Source organism: Paenibacillus thalictri (assembly GCF_004307995.1).
In the GTDB taxonomy this organism is placed as follows: Bacteria; Bacillota; Bacilli; order Paenibacillales; family NBRC-103111; genus Paenibacillus_AF; species Paenibacillus_AF thalictri.
Genome location: NZ_SIRE01000004.1, coordinates 422,647 through 440,562, shown reverse-complemented (window position 1 = coordinate 440,562; position 17,916 = coordinate 422,647). Strand labels below are relative to the sequence as shown.

Sequence of the window (17,916 nt, the reverse complement as noted above, 5' to 3'; positions counted from 1 at the left end):
AACAAAGGGGAGGGGGTGGATTTGAGCTGTATGGAATGCCGTCGCCGGCAAATAGCCACGATCTGGTAAGACTTCTGCTCTCCTACGGCGCAGATCCGGATCAAGAGCTTCTTGACCCGGAACGCGGTACGAGCCATGCAAGCTTGCCAAGGATCTGACTCCTTGGTGGAGAATATACTGCCGCAGGAATGCTCGAAGGTCCTTGTTATTGCAGGGGACTTGGGCCATTCCAACCAACAAAGTGTTCATTTCCTTAAGGCCATGAAAAATCACTATACTCAAATACTGCTTGTCGCAGGAACTCATGACTGTTACCTTATAAACGGCGTATGCCCTCTTCAGCGGAGAACAATTTGATGTAGCACATTTACCTTAAATCATATAAGGTTATTTAATAAAGCGAGTTGCCTCAACTATGAAGGAGATAAACCAATGACCATAATCGACAAATTAGCAGCGTCACTCAACCGCAAAGACGAAGGTCCTAATCAGGAACTGGCGAAAGATATTGCCGGCCGAGAGGATAGAGAAGCTGTGAAAGAACTTGTTGATCACTTGTTGCATAACAAAGACAAGAACATTCAAAGCGATTGCATTAAAGTCCTCTATGAAATTGGAAATCTCAAGCCGTCTTTAGTTGCCGCATACAGCAAAGAGTTCGTAACATTGCTTGATCATGGGAACAATCGACTTGTTTGGGGGGCTATGACGGCATTAGATGCGATAACTCTTGAAAATCCGGAAGTCATATATGCAGCACTTACAAAAATTGTTGACGTTACGGACAAAGGATCGGTAATAACGAAAGATCACGGAATCAATATCCTGATTAAACTATGTTCGGTCAAACTCTATTCGGATCATGCATTCGCATTGCTCATCAAACAGCTTAAAAGATGTCCGACTAATCAACTTCCCATGTATGCGGAGAATGCAATATCCATCGTTAACGATACAAACAAAGCCTCTTTCACAAAGACGCTTTACTTACGACTCAACGATATTGAAAAGGATACAAAGCGAAAGCGAGTGGAGAAACTGATTAAGAAATGGAGTTGATTCTATTATATATGCAACATAGAACATAGGAGGAGTACGTGCTCCTGGAGCAAATTGAAACAAAATCTGCACAAAAAGCTTGACAGAGCCTAGGCAGGAATGGTTGTTTTTTGGTTTAAGGTGACCAACAGATAAAGTCCAGCTACGACATGGCGCCAAATAAACCAACCGAATAAAAATCCGGCCCTCACCTGAAATCACTCGGTTTTCTTAATGCCAGATGGACACAGCGTAAAAAAACGATGATTTCATCGCCGCGGCTAAATATGATCGTTAACTACGTTAATAATCAGCCCAACTGGGATCATCGTCGCGAAAATAGCTATGATCCTCCACCAATAGGCGTATGAATTCGCATGCGTCTCTTTCCGTGTCTCCGCCCCCGGCTAACGCCCCAACAGCAAACACCTAAATTCCCAAAATCCAATCAAACTTTACCGAAAAATTGAGATGTCCGCGGTCCGGCGAGCGAGTACACTATGTGACAGGAAAGGAGAGTGAGCATAAGTTGGCTCAAGAGAAACTGGACATTCGATGATTGCATTATCTTCTTATTATTTCATGCAAGCCGTTCTTACCGTTGTCACTTTGTATTATTTGCCCCTCTACTTGCAGCATGAGGGTTATTCGGTTGCGCAGGTAGGGCTGCTGATATCGGCAGGATCGGTCACCTCGATTGTGGCGCAGCCATTATGGGGGATTGTAGCGGACCGGTGGCGGAGAATGAAAAAGCTGCTTATTGTGCTGTTAGCGTTGTCTTTAGCGGCTGGAAGTTTGCTTTTTCAGATGGAGACGCTGCTGCTGGCGTCGGCTGGTTTTTCCTTGTTTATGTTTTTCTATTCTCCGGTTGTGCCGTTAGCCGATACGCTGGCGATTGATTACACAAACAGAACGGGATCGAGCTATGGGAACGTTCGGTTATGGGGGTCTGCCGGCTTGTCGCTGGGCAGCTTGCTGTTCGGGATTGCCTTTGGCCATTGGGGAATTGCCCCGCTTCCTGTTGTATTTGCCACGATGTGTTTGCTGCTGATTGCTGTCGCTTCACAGCTTCCGAGCGGGTCTAACCGTCAGGTGAAACCGCTGCAAATCCGGCATCTCCGCGAACTGATGGGTGACCGGAAGTATTTGGGGTACCTTTTTGCCATTATGATCATTGCAGTTCCTTTTCGGATGAATGACCAGTTGTTTAGTGTGTTTATGAAAATGCGGGGAGCGACAGATTTTCAAGTCGGGCTCAGTTGGTCTATAGCTACGTTGTGCTCCATTCCCGCTTATTTCTTGTCGGGCCGTTTGGTACAGCGGTATGGGGAGACCCGGCTGCTGGTGTTTGCGGGCTGGATGTTTGCGCTCCGTTGGGTGACTGTAGCTTGGCTTTACGATCCGATATGGCTGATTGTTCATCAAGTGATGAATTTGGTGACGGTGCCGATCATTTATGTCGCCGCGGTGCTACAGGTTACCAAATTGGTGCCGCCGCATCTGCAGGCTACCGGACAGGCTGTTTTTACAGCTGTATTTGCAGGTGTTGCCGGGTTTATCGGAAGCACTGCCGGAGGGTGGGGGATGGAGAAGTTCGAACCCGGTGAAGTTTATTTTGCAGGAGGAGTTGTGGCGGCTGTCGGCACTTTACTTACCTTCCTGTGGTCCAAATATGAAATGGAGAGGAGAACGGCACATGGAGCAGAGCGCATTTTGTGAAAAGCAGGATTTTGAAAAATCGGGGGATCGTGGTTACTGGGTATTTCGTATTCCGGGATTGATTACAACGAAGAAAGGGACCGTCATCGCTTGGTATGACGCCCGTATGGGAAAAGGAAGCGATTGGGACCCGATTGATATTGTAATAAAGCGCAGCTTTGATAATGGCGTTACATGGGAGGAACCCCGGGTATTGGTCGGGTATGAGCAATACAGCGCGGCGGAGCCGGTTAACAATCTGGTGTTGTTTGCCGACCTTGTAACAGGTGACGTGCATTGCCTGTACTGTACCAATTATGAACGGTTATATTACATGAAATCGGATGATGAAGGCGCGTCGTTCAGTGAGCCGACCGATATTACTTCTGTTATGGAAACATATCGGGATCGGTACGCTTGGCAGGTCATCGCTCCAGGCCCCGGTCATGGCATTCAGCTTACCGGCGGACGTCTGGTGATTCCGGTATGGATGTCCGAAGGCACCGGCGAAGAATTTGGCAACGGGAAAAAGGGGCATCGTCCCTCCGATGTCGTATCGATTTACAGTGACGATCATGGGCAAACATGGCGGCCCGGTGAGTTTGTAGTACGAACCTCGGATGCGATATTGCATCCGAACGAGACGGTGCCGGTAGAATTGTCGGACGGAACGGTGCTGTTTAATGTGCGGACGGAAAGCGATACATACCGCCGCTTGATTGTAACCAGTCCGGACGGGGCAGGGACATGGTCGCAGCCTTATTTCGACGAGGCTTTGCCGGACCCGATTTGCTTTGGCTCGATTATCAAGCTGCCGGAGCAGCAAGGGTATCCGGTCGCTCCGATTCTTTTCGCTAACTTATCCGATTTGACGGGACCTCAACGTACGACGAAAGTGAGTGACACGCTGATCGTCCGCCCTTATGCCCGCCAAGGATTAACGATCAAAGCAAGTGTGGACGACTGCCGAACCTGGATGGCTTGCAAATCGCTGGAGTCCGGCCCCGCGCAGTATTCCGATCTGGCTGTGGCTGCGGACGGGACAATTTTGTGCCTCTACGAAAGAGGGGCGAAAACCGAGCAGGCGGATGAACGTTATCTGACGTTGGCCCGGTTCAACTGGGCTTGGGTTGTGGAGGATTAGCCTAAACGCCGTCTTAGCTAAATGGGAAAGTGTGTTTAGGGCATGTGCTCAGCATTCTCGGCAGTAAGCCGTTATCCATGCGTAATATTTATCCTATTAAAAAACTCAAACGCCGGGCTTCCCTTAGCCGACGCTTGAGTTTATTTTCTTCTATAGAACTTTTCCCATTCTTTAATGACGTTTGCTCGAGTTAATGATTTGTCTTTCGGCCACGGTGATGTTTCCCATTCTTGTATTGCTTGCTGCTTGGTTTTTAAAAAGCGGTAATCGCAAATATTCCAGGAACAGAACAATTTTATTTCGGGAGAAATGGAAACTTTCCGATGAGTCGTAATACTTTTGCCATGTTCGTTAAGAGGGGGACGGCTTAAGATACATGTAGGTTCACTACATGGACGATGTACCAAGGCTGGGACTTCATAAGGTTCCGCAGTGCTTGCGCCAATAGGTGCTTGTATGCTGTACGATCGCTCCGGCATGAATCTTCCATAGGGGTTCGACTCCCCATCGTTACAGACGATTCGCTCAGGGTAGAGCACTCGACTTCTAATCGAGCTTATTGTGAAAAAATTGACTGGTGTTAGGAATCCAGGTGGCTTTCCATGCACACTGCGGCAGGGCCATGCAATCCGCGGATACCGAAACGGGCCACTGGAACATTCTCCGCATAATGAACATGATATTGTGGCAGGCGCAGGCTGGCTTGTCCCACGGATGATGGAGTTAACGGGGGGATGTTCAGGTTATCCCGCTTCTCAAGCGAGATTCCGCCTTTTGCAGCAGGGGGATTCCTAACAATCAGATCAGAGGAGGAAATTGTATGTTTAAAAAAGTGACAATACATAACGACGAGCGAGGCCTGCTGTTCCGAAAAGGGAACTACTATAAACTGCTTCAGCCTAATGTATATCGTTTTTCGGCTTTTTCCGAGGATACGGTCGTTGTGTTGAATATAACGAAGCCTTTTATCGTTGAGGGTAAAGATTTACAGCTGTTTATGCATGATGAGGGACTTCTGCAGCAGCTGGATGTGGTTCATGTGCTTGACCACGAGTATGTGCTGCATTATGAGGACAGTAAGTTTTGTGGACTGCTGACATCCGGAAGTTATGCGTTCTGGAATGTGCTGAAAAAGCATACATACGTTCACATAGATATCCGGAAACCGGAACTGCCAGCAGAAATTGATGCAGCCCTTCTTCCGAAGCTGGCGGGCTTTTATCAGGCGTTCGAGGTAGCAAACCACGAGTCGGGAGCTTTATTTTACAATCATGTGATGCAAAAAGAGCTTGGTCCCGGCAAATATTACTTCTGGAGAGGACCTGTCTCGGTCGCGGTAAAAACCGTCGATTTACGGCAGCTGCAAATCGATATGACTGGCCAAGAAATGATGACCGAAGATAAGGTGACACTGCGGCTTAATTTCGTTTGCCAGTACAAAATTGTGAGTCCCCTCCGCATCATGGCTATCAAGTCATTTGAGGAACAGCTGTATATCCAGCTTCAGCTCATTTTGCGGGAATATGTCGGTACGTTAAAGCTTGATGATCTGCTCAAAATGAAGCAGGAAATCGCCGCTTTTGTCCTTTCCCGGTTGCAGGAGAAAAGTGATGATTACGGCGTGTTGTTCCTTTCGGCCGGACTGAAGGATATTATCCTTCCAGGGGACATTAAAGATATCCTGAATACGGTCCTTCTTGCAGAGAAGAAAGCGCAGGCTAATCTGATTACACGCCGGGAGGAAACCGCTTCTGCGCGCAGTTTGTTGAATACAGCCAAGTTGATGGATGAGAACCAGACGTTGTATCGTTTGAAAGAACTTGAGTTTCTGGAGAAAATCTGCGAGAAGATTGGCACCATTTCATTGACAGGCGGCGGGAATTTGCTCGAGCAGCTCAATTCTCTGTTGGGTGATCGGAGCAGATGAGAAACTCGGAAGGGTATGGAAAACAGGATCTCGCTAGAAGCGGAATAATCGCGTTTGTATGATAGGGGATAAAGCTTTTGTCATGGAAAACTGACCGAGCTTTATCCTATTTTCTCATTTTGGAGAAAACATAGTAACCTTATGTCTGTAAAGCCTTATCTGTCGTCTGTGCTCCATTCTGTCTTAAACTGGGCTCTCCTGCATAAACATGTTGGAGAGAGGAGCGTGAGAAGAGAAATATGGAGAAGAAAGTGAAGCGTTATTATGACCTGAAGCAAAAGCACAAAGAAATAGAACAAGAGCTGTCCGAGCTGCGCGGCGAGATCTTAAGTCATTGTGAGGAGCGGGAAGTGTCGGAATTCGAAGCGGGGAGCTACAGGGTGAAGCTTGTGCTTCAGGAGCGGAAGGAATATGACGACAGCAAGCTGTACCAGGCGCTGCCCGACTCCGAAGTGTGGCGTATGATCTCCAAGGCGGACGCCTCCAAGGTGGCGAGTTTAGTCAAGCTAAACGTCATCTCGGAAGAAAAACTGAAGGACACCTATTCTGTGAAAAATGTGACCTTGCTGCAAGTCGAGAAGAAGTAAAGGGTAGTTGTTAAGGTTGTTAAGCGCTTCGCCGTTTCGGCGGAGTGCTTTTCGGTACGGTTGGCAGCACGCAACGACTTTATTGATCGGCGTATCTGTGACATCGTGCTGGGAGCATTATCTAGTGAAAGGTTCGGGCCCGCCGGGAGATCTCGGAAGTACGTAGCTGTTGGTAGCCCAGACGTTATCCATGTAATATTTATGTGATTAACAAACTCAAATGTCGGGTTTCTCGAGTTGGCGCTTGAGTTTATTTGCTTTTATTATGAATGATTTTGTAGAGGTATCATGTCATTAGAAGCCCGCCTTATTGGCGGGTTTTGTTTTCAAAAAGGGAAATTGATTGGTGTGCTCATTGGATGGGGTGCAGGATAACGAGGTCAATGTACAGAACAACATAAATTACCAGATTGGCGTGCTGAGGCTGCCAGTGTTCATTAGTAGGAAACTTCGGTTGGAATATTAAAAAGAATGAGAGGTTTATTATGAAGATTCATAAGATGAAAGGTCGAGCATGGTTATTGAGCGAACTATTTTATATTGCGATGACCGATAAGCTGCCGAATGATACGATTGTCGTGCGGCCTGATATGGATCCGGCTTGGAAGCAAAAAATTCAAGATGCATTCATTTCATTGGGTCAAGATCCATTAGGAAAAAAAGTGATAGTGGATATCTTTAGTCATTACGGATATGCCAAGTCGGAGGATGAAAAGTTCGATTTTACGCGTCAAGTATTGGATATTATGGAAGGAGAGTAAAGTGATTGTATGTGAACTGTAGTGGGTTTAAGCGACGGTTCTTTTTTGATCAGGGAAAGGGTTTCTCTTGAATCGTCACACGAAAACGGAAGTTTCTATAAATATATGCATCCTCATGGCATAAAGTGGTCATAATTACCTTGAACAAACGCACCATAAAGCCGATACAATCAAAAAGGCCCAGCGGTCAACCATAAACCGGCAATCTGGATAGTCCGGAATCAACTCTGTAAAAAGGAAGTGGTACACATTGAATTTTGAAATGGTTATGCAGGAGTTGGAAGCGCTCGGCAAGGAACGAACCAAGAAGATTTACATGTCCAATGGTGCGCATGAACCGGTTTTTGGCGTGGCTACAGGCGAAATGAAGCCGATTTTAAAAAAAGCAAAAATAAACCAGCCTTTAGCAGAACAGCTATACGCTACAGGGAACTACGATGCCATGTATTTTGCCGGAATGATTGCAGATCCCAAGGCGATGACTGAAGCCGATTTTGAACGTTGGATGGATGGGGCTTATTTTTATATGCTGTCCGACTTTGTGGTTGCGGTAACTTTGGCAGAAGCGGATATCGCGCAAGAAGTAGCGGATAAGTGGATCGCCAGCGGCGAAGAGTTGAGAATGTCGGCGGGTTGGAGTTGCTATTGCTGGCTTTTGGGGAATCGCCCGGACGATGAATTTTCCGAAAGTAAAATAGCGAGTATGCTTGAATTGGTGAAAAATACGATCCACGATGCTCCCGATCGGACAAAGTATTCTATGAATAATTTTATATATACAGTGGGGGTATCCTATCTGCCGCTCCATAATAAAGCGGTTGAGATCGCCAAAGAGGTAGGTGCTGTGGAAGTTAATCGGGATAAGAAAAGGAGCAGTTTTCTGCTTGCTTCCGAACGTATTCAAAAGGCGGTTGATAAGCAGGCGCTAGGATTTAAACGCAAACATGTACGTTGCTAGAGAGAAGGGGCACCGGTTAAAGCGGTCTCATTTAATGGCATCGAACAGATGAACCTGTTGGAGAATGGGACTAGCGAGATGACGTCGAGGGATAATCGATCCACTGTTTACTGACTGAATCTGCCGCGGTTATGCAAAACCAATCTAATGGTTGATGCCATTGATTATTTAACTTGTAAAAGGGTAGCGAAGCATGCCCTGCGGCTTAAACTCTCGAAGCAGGGTATCCGCGCTGACGTACAGAGGATGGCGGGGATCTCCGTAAGTTAAAATGTCCAGGCACTTTAACTCGTATTTGTCAATTAACGAGATGAAGTGCATGTCTTGATTTCTCTTGTGGATTTTACCATGGGCACCCCAAGCGGCTACAATTACATCCGCCTTTGCTAACGCTTCGCGAACGAATGCGCCATTTTCCGCTCCTATGGCAATAGGTTTCTCGATTTTTTTTAATTCGGACGGATGGGTTGCCCGATAAGCAAAAAGATTAACGACCTCAAATGAGCCGTAACCCCAGCCTAGAGAAAATCGGGTACAAGCCTTAATCGTAGGATCGTCTTCCTCGTGATCGGCCGTGCTTGGATTCAGCATAATCCACAACGCCTTTGGTTTGGCGGAATCCCATTCTCGCCGCAATAAATAGCGGTACGTTCCGGTTGCATCGATAACAGCTTCTCTTTTCAACCGCATTCCCCTCCGTTATAGTAGGTTTGTCATAATTATACAATAACTGGGATTAACTCTGTCATATTCTTCTTTCTGAAGCAGCTTTAAGAAAGTTAGGCGGGCCGAAGAGCGATCCGATTATGTTGATAATGATAAAATGCCCATGTAAAAAAGCGTAATCGAATTAAATCGATATACGCTTTTGATTGTTTATACGATGCAACCGAACGTGTGCCAGAGCAAATCCGCCAGTCGCTGCCGGGGAAGCGGTGATGAAGGTAGAGACCTGAAGCTGGCATGGCGGGGCAAAATTAAAAGAACAGCCGCTCCACGAGCCAGACTCCGCCAAGCGCTACGATAAGGTAAGAGCCGTAATGAACGGCACGCGGATATGGCCGCAGCTTTTGCAATTGGGCGAGCAGGGGAAGCAGCACGATCAGCAGCGCCAACTGCACCGCTTCGATGCCCAGATTAAAGCTGATCAAATCGACGGCAATCCGCGATTTCGGCAACTCCATCTCTTGAAGGATGTCGGCAAAACCAATGCCGTGCACCAGTCCGAACAAAAAGGTTATGGTCCAGCGGTAACGGATCTCTTTGCGGAAGATGTTCTCCAGCGCTACATAACAAATACTAAGCGCGATCGCCGATTCAACAAGACGGGAAGGCAAGCTGACGATATCCAGCACAGCCAGCGTCAGTGTGATGCTGTGAGCAATTGTAAATGCGGTGATGACGGCAGCGTATTCCTTGAACTTCTGCTTGCGGATAAGCAAAGCGAACAAAAACAGCAAGTGATCGTAACCGGATAAAATGTGCATGATCCCTAGTTTGAAGAAGGCAAACCACGCGGTATCATTCGACTGGGACACAACCGCTTCCGCGGCGGCATGCGGTTGCGCGGTTTTCTGCGCTTGGCCGGCTCCGGCCGGCACTGCTGAGCCACCCGCCAAAGCAGGCGTGCCGCCGGAAATGCCTTGTTTGTCAGCTATACCGCCTGCTCCGCTCATATTGCCCGGCTGCCCCGAAGCTTTCCCTACGGCGGTCTGTGACCGCTCCTGCTCTTGCTGGTCCTCCGTCAGCAGCATCGTCCATAAGCGTTGTTTTCCCTGAAGGATCGCCTGACTGAGCTGGCTTCCGACCTGAGCCGTCAAGAAGTTGGTGTAGGTGGTTGTAGCGTCTCCATAATAAAGCCCGTCGTTTAAGCTGACCGTCTGACCGGGTTGAAAAGCAGGGTAACTGATTTCGAAGCTGACGAATTCTTTGTCGTTTTTCTTCTCAATTCGCATATTTTCCAGCTTGCCCTCCTGATCGCGGCCGTCCGCCTCCAGCACGACGGAATCGTCGATCCATTCCTCTACGCGGTGGCGTCCGCTCTCCAACTCTTTCTCGTCGAGTTTGCCGTCTTTATTGGCATCAAGATCCATTCCTTCCAGCACGGATAATGTGTCCAAAGAGAATACCAGTTTCGTTTCCTTTGGCAAAAAAGTGATTTTCGTGTAACTTACGCTAAGCGCATGGGCGTCTGCTTGTCCCGGCAAAAGCGCAACGGTTAATAAAACCGCTGCAGCAAACAGCCGAAAACATGCGGTTAGGAGCTTGAAGGCAGATGGTGTCGGCAAAGAAGTACGTCTCATGTAGATTACCATTCCTTTTATCATAATTATAAGTGCATGTCTGGACTGCAATTCGGCCGCAGACAGGCCTAATTATACGTGCAAATATCACTCGGAGTATTAACCGGCTGTAATCGGAATGTCAATTATTCAACCTTATCTTCACGAAATCTAAGCATAACACTGCATGTGAATTTACAAACGCATGCTAAATTAAGATGTCACCATGAAGCTACTAACTGGGGGAGGAGAGATAAACGGAATTTATCTGCTTGGGCAAACCGTTCATCTTTAGCAATTGAGAGGAGATTAAAAAGTGAATCAGTGGTTAAAAAGTAACAAGAAATGGGTCAGTCAAGTTCTTGTCGCTTCGCTGCTCTGCGGCATACTCATGCCGTTTGGGGCTGCGGTAAAGGTAAGTGCAAAAACGACGGATGACGAAGTGGTTATCAGCCAGGTGTTCGGGGGCGGCGGCAATTCAGGGTCGACCTACAAAAACGATTTTATTGAACTGTATAATCCAACAAACAACGAGATCGATTTGTCGGGATGGTCGGTTCAATATGCATCATCCGCCGGGACAAGCTGGTCGGCTACCCCTTTGAAAAACAAAATCAAACCTCACGGATATTATTTGATTCAAGAAGCGGCAGGAAGCGGGGGGACCACGGCACTTGATTCCCCCGATGATACAGGGACCATTAATATGGCGGCCGGAGCGGGAAAAGTTGCTTTGGTTAAAAGCAAAATAACGGCTATTTCCGGCAAATCCGATGCCAGTGTCGTTGACTTTGTCGGCTTCGGTACGGCCGCAAGCGAATCTGAAGGCCAGCCTACCGGCGATTTAAGCGCTACGACAGCTGCGGTGCGAAAAGCTAAGGACGGAACGTCAGGCAATTCGACCAAAGGCAGCGGATTGGACACAGATGCGAATAAGAACGATTTCGAACTGCTGGCGCCAATTCCGCGGAACAGCTCGATCATCGCAACAACACCTGCAGACAGCAGTACAAGTCCGGAGACGGCCGATCCTGTCGGCAGCAGTATCCAACTGCTGAGTAACGGGTCAGTAACCGGTGCGGTTTACTCCGTTTCGCCTGGAGCGCGGGTAGACATTTATTACTCCAGCTCAACCGGTGGAGCAGCCGACGTATCCGCGAATGTGGCGGCGGACGGATCGTTTAGCGCCACCGTAACCGGTGGCAGATCGATTTATGTTACGGCTACCGTAACCGGCAAGCTGTCAAGTAAGGCCGTCAAAATCGATCCGGCAGTGCCTGCCCCGCTCGTGAGAGGTGCGGCGTTGTTTGCGAACGGGACAAGCACAGGGACTATCGTGGGTACGGCAAGTGCGCCGAACTCCCCGGTGTATGTGTATTCCGATGCGGGAGCTACGGTTCCTTTGACCGATACCGTATCGAACAGCACATACGTGATGTCGAACGCCAGCAAGGCATTTTCTTTTAAAATCAGCAATCCGCCTAGCAAAATTTACGTGACCCAAAAAACGTACGGCGCTAACGGACGCAGCCTGGAGAGCGCACCGCTGGGTGCAGATAAGCTGGACACTTCATCGACTCTCCCGATTGCTGCGGTAAAAGCAGTGGATCAGGACGGATATCTGATCGGCACGGGCCAGACGGTCACCGTGAAAGGGATCGCCACAGTTGCCAACAACATTGTAGGTTCAAACAGCTATTTTATCCAAGATGAAAGCGGCGGTATCAATCTTTACGGTAAAGCGCCGAGCTTCACTATGGCCCCCGGCGATGAGATTGAGGTGACAGGGACACTTGACTTCTACGGCGGGTTAACGGAGCTGAGACCGGTGTCCATGGCCCAAAAGGGGACAGCTCCTATACCGGCCCCGGTAGAGACAAGCGTCACCGAGCTTAGCAGCTTCGCCAGCGCCGAGCCGTTAGAAGGCAAATTGGCCGTCGTGACGGGCCGGGTAGGCAGTGTGGCGGCATCGGGCACTACCGCCTATAACGTCACGTTTACGGAGACGAATAGCACAAGCAAAAGCATCACCGTTCGTGTTGTCAACACGACAGGCATCAAAGCGCAGGATGAGCTGATTATCGGAAATTCGTATACGGTGACCGGTATTGTCGGGCAAAATGACACCTCGTCTCCGTACGATCAGTTTTATCAAATATTCCCCAGAAGCTCGGCCGACATCGTTCAGGCATTGGACATTCAGCATGAACCGATGACCAGCGCGTATTTTAATACGGACGTGGTTTTTAATGCAACGATCAGCGGCGCAAAATCCGCTGCAGTGTACTACCGGGCGATCGGAGCAAACTCCTATGTACCGCTGTCCATGAGCGGTGACCAAGGCAATTACATTGCAACGCTTTCCGCCGCACAAGTGCCGGTAAGCGGATTCGAATATTATATCGAAGCGGCGCCGCTTGTCGGTTCGGCAGTTAGAACAGCCGGATCAGCCGCAGCTCCTTATTCGGTTAGCTTGGTTGAGGACACGACAGGACCGGCCATTTTGAACACGGTTCCGGCTCAAGACGCCCGGGTGGAATCGTATCGCCCGACGATCTCTTTTGATCTGAACGACCCAAGCGGTGTTAACCAAGACTCGATCGTAGTGAAGCTCGACGATAATACGATCTCTGCGTTTATTTCCAAAACAGATAAAAAGGTGGAGTTTACGCCGCCTGCCGACTTGGCGCTTGGCATTCATACGGTATCCGTAACGGCCGGTGATATGAAAGGCAATCCAAGCTCGGGCTCGTGGACTTTTGAAGTGGTGCAGCCGTTTACCGGCGGCAACCATTACAGAGGCACGACACACAACCATACGAATATTTCCCATGATGCCGCAGGCACGCCGGAGGACGCATTGAAGGCGGCGAAGGCGCATCATTATGACTGGTTTGCTTTTTCCGACCACTCCCACGACATCGATGCGGGACAAATCGGCCAAGATACGGTACAGCATGACGGTAAACCGGAGCGTACCGGCGGAGCCGATTGGCAGTTGACGAAGCAGCTCGCGGCCCAATATACGAACAGCCAGTTTACCGTGTTTCCGGCTTTTGAAATGACGGCAACGACATGGGGCCATTCGAACGTATTTGGTACGGACAACTTTATTGACCGTAAAATGGAAGGCGGGCTGTATCAAGACCTGAACAGCTATTATTCCTGGGTGCTGACCTATGATAATGTGGCGGCGCAGTTCAACCACCCGGATATGTCGGCCAATGCGTTTAACAATTTCAAACCGTACGATAAAAATGTCGACAAGCTGTTTACGATGTTTGAAGTAGGGAACGGATCGGGCCATTACGGTTATGTGAATGCGGAGAAAAAATATTTTACCGCGTTGGATCTGGGGTGGCATGTGGCTCCGACATTCGGGGAAGACAATCACGAAGGCACTTGGGGACAAACGAACAAGCGGACCGTCATTGTCGCCAGCGATCTGTCCCAGGCCTCTTTGCTCGATTCGATGAAGAAACATCGCGTATACATGACCGAAGATCCGAACTTTACTTTGGACGTGCTGGCTAACGGTCAATACATGGGATCGACCGTAGATTCGAAGACACTTCAATTTTCCGTCAAAGGCTCCGATTCGCTGGCTGAATCAAGTTCCATGGCGGATTACAGCTACCTGCCTGCGAACTATAAGTCCGACGACCGGGTGGCCAAGGTGGAGCTGGTGACCAACGGAGGGAACGTCGTTGCTTCCGCTGCTCCAATGACGAAAGATTTTACATGGAATCCGAGCTATACCGTTACGGGCGGCTCCCAATGGTTTATCGTTCGCGTGACTCAAATGGACGGAGAGAGAATGTATTCCGCGCCGATCTGGACGATGGATACGGAAGTCGATGTCAAGGTGAACGGTTTGGACATTGTCGGCGGCTCCATGGTAAGCGGAACGCCAGCCAGCTTGCAAGCCGGGGTCAGCAACATGGGCACTACGGCGCAAAGTAACCTGAAAGTGAATTTTTATTATGATGCGGTGGATGAAGCTCATCTGATCGGCGCAGGAACGATTGATAAGCTGAACTCCAAAACCGTCGGCACCGCCAGCGTCATTTGGAACAATCCGGTTACCGGGAACCATACACTGATTGCCGTACTGAATCCGATAAACGGAGATAACCCGGCGGATAATCGCTTTGAAGAAGCGGTGGTTGTTAAGGCGAAGCTGAACATGACGATTATGATTGATGCTTCGCACGGCAATGAAAACACCACGACCGACGGTGTCAATGCGACTTACAAGGACAATTTCAAATTGCTTACGAGCGCGCTGCAGCGGGAAGGTTATACGGTCGTTGAGAACAAGCAGCCGCTTAGCGCCGCGGTTTTGCAGGGTGTGAAGGTGTTGATAGTTACTCACCCGGCATCCGATTTGACCTCTGCGGAGAATACGGCGGTGGCCGAATACGTTAATGGCGGAGGTTCGTTGTATTTGACGGGCAAAAGCAATTTCAACGTTGATCCCACCATCAATAACGACCTGCTTGTTGCGATGGGATCTACGATTCAAATTGCCAATGACGGTATTTTTGACGAATCCAAAGAAGGCAATTTCTTCTCCGATACGAAAAAATACAATTTTGCGATCAGGCTGCATCCGGAGTTGGTTGCGAATTATTTGACCGACCGTATTTCCGAATTGGAATATTACAGCGGCTCTAGTTTGGAGAAGGTCGGCCATCAGCCGTTAACCGACAGCTCGACGGTGACCCTCATCGCCAAAGGTAACGAAACGACATTCCAAAGCAATATTAAAGGCGGCAGCTACGTATACGATAATGTGAACGACACTACCGGCGGTTCGGTAATTCCGGCGATTGCGACGGAAAAGATTGGCTCCGGCAAGCTGTTTGTCGCCGGCATGAACCTGCTCAACGATCAGCAGCTTGATGATGTCAATTCCGGCAACGATGAATTTGCCATTAACGTGTTTAACTGGCTGGCCGGCAGAGGAACGGTTGTATCGACGATTGCTGATGCCCGCAAGCTTCCGGAAGGCGCCGATGCGGTCGTAGAAGGCACGGTGACAACGCCGGCAGGCAATTTCTTCGATGCGTTCTATTTGCAGGATGCGACCGGGGGGATTATGGCATTTAAGGAAGTTCCGGAAAAATCGCTGGAGCTTGGCGACAAAGCGCGTGTGTACGGGCATATCAAAACATTCGAGAACAATCTTGAGCTCGAATACAACACCTTCGATACCGATGTCGTTAAACTGGGCCAATCGGCCCCAGTACAGCCGAAAGCGATCTCCACCGGAGAGGCAGGCCTGGATGCCAATCAAGGCTTGTTGGTTAAGGTAAAAGGACAAGTGTTGTCCCAATATGACGATAATTCTTACGTTATCGATGACGGCAGCGGCGCCGTTCTCGTATTTACGGACGGTTACGTGATTAATGAAACGAACGTGCCTGTGCCAGTTCTGGCTGCAGGAGACATTTATGAAGCGGTTGGTTTGCTTGGAAAGTTTGCGGACGGAACGCGCATCCGTGTCAGAGATACACGCGAGCTTTCGGGAGCGGCAGGCAACAGCACAAAACTGAAAGATTTGAAGGTGGATGGAATTGGCTTTAGCTTTTCGCCGGCCACCACAGATTATAGCCTCAGCGTCGGTAACGGGGTGGCCAGCACTACTGTAACTGCAGTACCAGACAATGCTCAGGCAGTGATTGAAATTAACGGCGAAGCCGCCAGCAGTAAACAAATCGTTCTGGCTGAAGGTGTTAATACGATTACGATTAAAGTGCAGGTGCAGGGCGATTACAAAATCTACAGGCTGCAAATGACGCGAGCTGCCGCTCAGACGGTAACCGGCACTCCGGTTCAGCTTACTACTGCGCCGGTTAGCCTCAATGTTCCGGAAGGCGTCGTAAATGCGAGCATGCAGGTTGTTCCGGTAACAGAGGGCGACAGCAAGCAGGCGACACTGCCTCTAGTAGAAGTGAAGGCTGCAACGAGCCTTGGCAATATTGGCATGAACATCCCAAGCGGCGTGAAAGTAACGGCTCCTGCGAACTGGGACGGCGTGATCAAATTGCCGGCAGTTCAGCCCAATAGCAGCGTTGCTGTGAGCAGCGGCGTAGTTGCCGCTGTCATTGAAGTCGGGGTTCCCGATATGACGCTGACCTTCGATAAAGCGGTTAGGCTGCTCGTTCCGAACCAGGCGGGCAAAGCGGCCGGATTTGTGAAGAACAGAGTGTTTACGCCAATCAAGGACCGGGTTAGTCAAGACACGCAAGAAGCGGCGGATCGGGAGATCGTTGACGGCGGAGAAGCGATGATCGAGGTTGGTTCCGACCTGGTCATCTGGACGAAGCATTTTACCCAATTTGTAAGTTATACGCAGGTAGTCTACACTTCCAGCAATTCCAGCTCCAACAGCGGCGCCTCGGCTATTAGCGGTACGCTGGTCAGCGGCGTTAACGGCGGTACGGTCACAGATCAGGGCGTGAAGATCGTGATCCCGGCGGGAGCCAGCAAAAATGACATTCGAATTACTGTAGCCAAAGTGACGGGCTTTGATGACCTGACAAAGTATGCCCCAGGTTCATTCATCAGTGAAGTGTTTGACATCAACAAAGATCAAACAGACGTTTTCACGCAAAAGGTAACCGTAAGTCTCCCGGCGGATCTGTCCAAAATCAATCCGGCTAAGTCGGATGTTGCGGTCTATTGGTTTGATGAAACCGCGATGAAGTGGAATGCGTTGGCAGATTCCAGCGTGGATACGGCACAAGCGGTGGTGACTGGAACGGTCGACCATTTCGGCAAATTTGCCGTATTGACCGTGGAGAAGCAAGTGTCGGGCACCACTCCGGCAACGCCTTCCGCTGAGCTGAATTTATCGGATATTGCCGGCCACTGGGCGGAACAAAACATCCGCGAGCTGATTAAGGCCGGGGCAATTGAAGGATATCCCGACAACAGCTTCGGACCGGACCGGACTATCACCCGTGCGGAATTTGCGGCGATTCTGGTCAAAGCGTTCAAGCTGCAGGAGAAGAGCGGCACCGTATTTGCCGATACGCAAAGCCATTGGGCGCGCAAATACATTGAAACCGCGGCGGCATACGAAATTATCTCCGGTTATAGCGATAGCTCCTTCGGCCCGGATGATCGCATCACCCGCGAGCAAATGGCGGCGATGACGGTGCGGGCGGCGAAGCTGCCTTCCACAACAGGAACTAATGCATATACGGATAGCTCCGCTATCTCCGATTGGGCGAAAGCCGCAGTTGGGTCGGCAGCTGCAAGTCATGTCGTTGACGGCTATCCGGACGGTACGTTTAAGCCGAAAGCCAATGCGACACGCGCCGAAGCGGTATCCGTGATCGTTAAAACGATGAAACCGTAAATTTTGGTGCAAAAAACTGCATACCTTGGCCTGATCTGCAAAATGTATCCAAAGGCGAAGTGATTGTTCAAGGCCTGTAATCTGCTTGTTCCTTTATTGGAGCCGCAGATTGCAGGTCTTTTTTTGCAGGTAAATTTAGGAGGGGGGAATAG

Annotated in this window: 10 protein-coding genes; 8 read left to right on the top strand and 2 right to left on the bottom strand. The window is 49.4% G+C overall.

What is annotated here, in order from left to right; all coding sequences use genetic code 11:
* Positions 1 to 432: 432 nt before the first annotated feature.
* From EYB31_RS06380 to EYB31_RS06345, 7 genes are all read left to right on the top strand, one after another.
* Entirely contained in the window at positions 433 to 1,059 is a 627-nt protein-coding gene (locus EYB31_RS06380; protein WP_131012443.1) for a hypothetical protein, read from the top strand.
* A gap of 534 nt (positions 1,060 to 1,593) precedes the next feature.
* Positions 1,594 to 2,757 (top strand): MFS transporter, encoded by a 1,164-nt coding sequence (locus EYB31_RS06375; protein ID WP_131012442.1) that lies wholly within the window; start codon positions 1,594 to 1,596, stop codon positions 2,755 to 2,757.
* The gene (locus EYB31_RS06370; protein ID WP_165452255.1) at positions 2,735 to 3,880 is read left to right on the top strand and encodes a sialidase family protein; all 1,146 of its coding nucleotides are present in this window, start codon (positions 2,735 to 2,737) and stop codon (positions 3,878 to 3,880) included. The genes EYB31_RS06375 and EYB31_RS06370 overlap by 23 nt, the downstream gene beginning before the upstream one ends.
* Before the next feature lie 820 nt (positions 3,881 to 4,700).
* Complete coding sequence (locus tag EYB31_RS06360; RefSeq protein ID WP_131012439.1) at positions 4,701 to 5,807, top strand: slipin family protein; 1,107 nt, start codon at positions 4,701 to 4,703, stop codon at positions 5,805 to 5,807.
* Between the two features lie 239 nt (positions 5,808 to 6,046).
* Complete coding sequence (locus tag EYB31_RS06355) at positions 6,047 to 6,394, top strand: hypothetical protein (RefSeq protein ID WP_131012438.1); 348 nt, start codon at positions 6,047 to 6,049, stop codon at positions 6,392 to 6,394.
* A 485-nt stretch (positions 6,395 to 6,879) separates the two neighbouring features.
* Entirely contained in the window at positions 6,880 to 7,155 is a 276-nt protein-coding gene (locus EYB31_RS06350) for a PhnD/SsuA/transferrin family substrate-binding protein (RefSeq protein ID WP_131012437.1), read from the top strand.
* A 250-nt stretch (positions 7,156 to 7,405) separates the two neighbouring features.
* Complete coding sequence (locus EYB31_RS06345) at positions 7,406 to 8,113, top strand: DNA alkylation repair protein (RefSeq protein ID WP_131012436.1); 708 nt, start codon at positions 7,406 to 7,408, stop codon at positions 8,111 to 8,113.
* 168 nt (positions 8,114 to 8,281) lie between these two features.
* Here EYB31_RS06345 and EYB31_RS06340 read toward each other — a convergent pair whose 3' ends face one another.
* Both EYB31_RS06340 and EYB31_RS06335 read right to left on the bottom strand, forming a co-directional pair.
* Positions 8,282 to 8,797: a DUF1643 domain-containing protein gene (locus EYB31_RS06340; protein ID WP_131012435.1), complete on the bottom strand. Its 516-nt coding sequence runs from the start codon at positions 8,795 to 8,797 to the stop codon at positions 8,282 to 8,284.
* A 293-nt stretch (positions 8,798 to 9,090) separates the two neighbouring features.
* Positions 9,091 to 10,416 (bottom strand): HupE/UreJ family protein, encoded by a 1,326-nt coding sequence (locus tag EYB31_RS06335; RefSeq protein ID WP_240762121.1) that lies wholly within the window; start codon positions 10,414 to 10,416, stop codon positions 9,091 to 9,093.
* A 295-nt stretch (positions 10,417 to 10,711) separates the two neighbouring features.
* On the opposite strand from EYB31_RS06335, the gene EYB31_RS06330 reads away from it, so the two are divergent.
* Entirely contained in the window at positions 10,712 to 17,764 is a 7,053-nt protein-coding gene (locus EYB31_RS06330) for an S-layer homology domain-containing protein (RefSeq protein ID WP_131012434.1), read from the top strand.
* The last annotated feature ends 152 nt before the right edge of the window (positions 17,765 to 17,916 follow it).

Coding starts and splice junctions, on each gene's coding strand:
- EYB31_RS06360 (WP_131012439.1), top strand. CDS start 4,701: ATGTTTAAAAAAGTGACAATACATAACGACGAGCGAGGCCTGCTGTTC.
- EYB31_RS06335 (WP_240762121.1), bottom strand. CDS start 10,416: ATGAGACGTACTTCTTTGCCGACACCATCTGCCTTCAAGCTCCTAACC.
- EYB31_RS06355 (WP_131012438.1), top strand. CDS start 6,047: ATGGAGAAGAAAGTGAAGCGTTATTATGACCTGAAGCAAAAGCACAAA.
- EYB31_RS06350 (WP_131012437.1), top strand. CDS start 6,880: ATGAAGATTCATAAGATGAAAGGTCGAGCATGGTTATTGAGCGAACTA.
- EYB31_RS06380 (WP_131012443.1), top strand. CDS start 433: ATGACCATAATCGACAAATTAGCAGCGTCACTCAACCGCAAAGACGAA.
- EYB31_RS06370 (WP_165452255.1), top strand. CDS start 2,735: ATGGAGCAGAGCGCATTTTGTGAAAAGCAGGATTTTGAAAAATCGGGG.
- EYB31_RS06375 (WP_131012442.1), top strand. CDS start 1,594: ATGATTGCATTATCTTCTTATTATTTCATGCAAGCCGTTCTTACCGTT.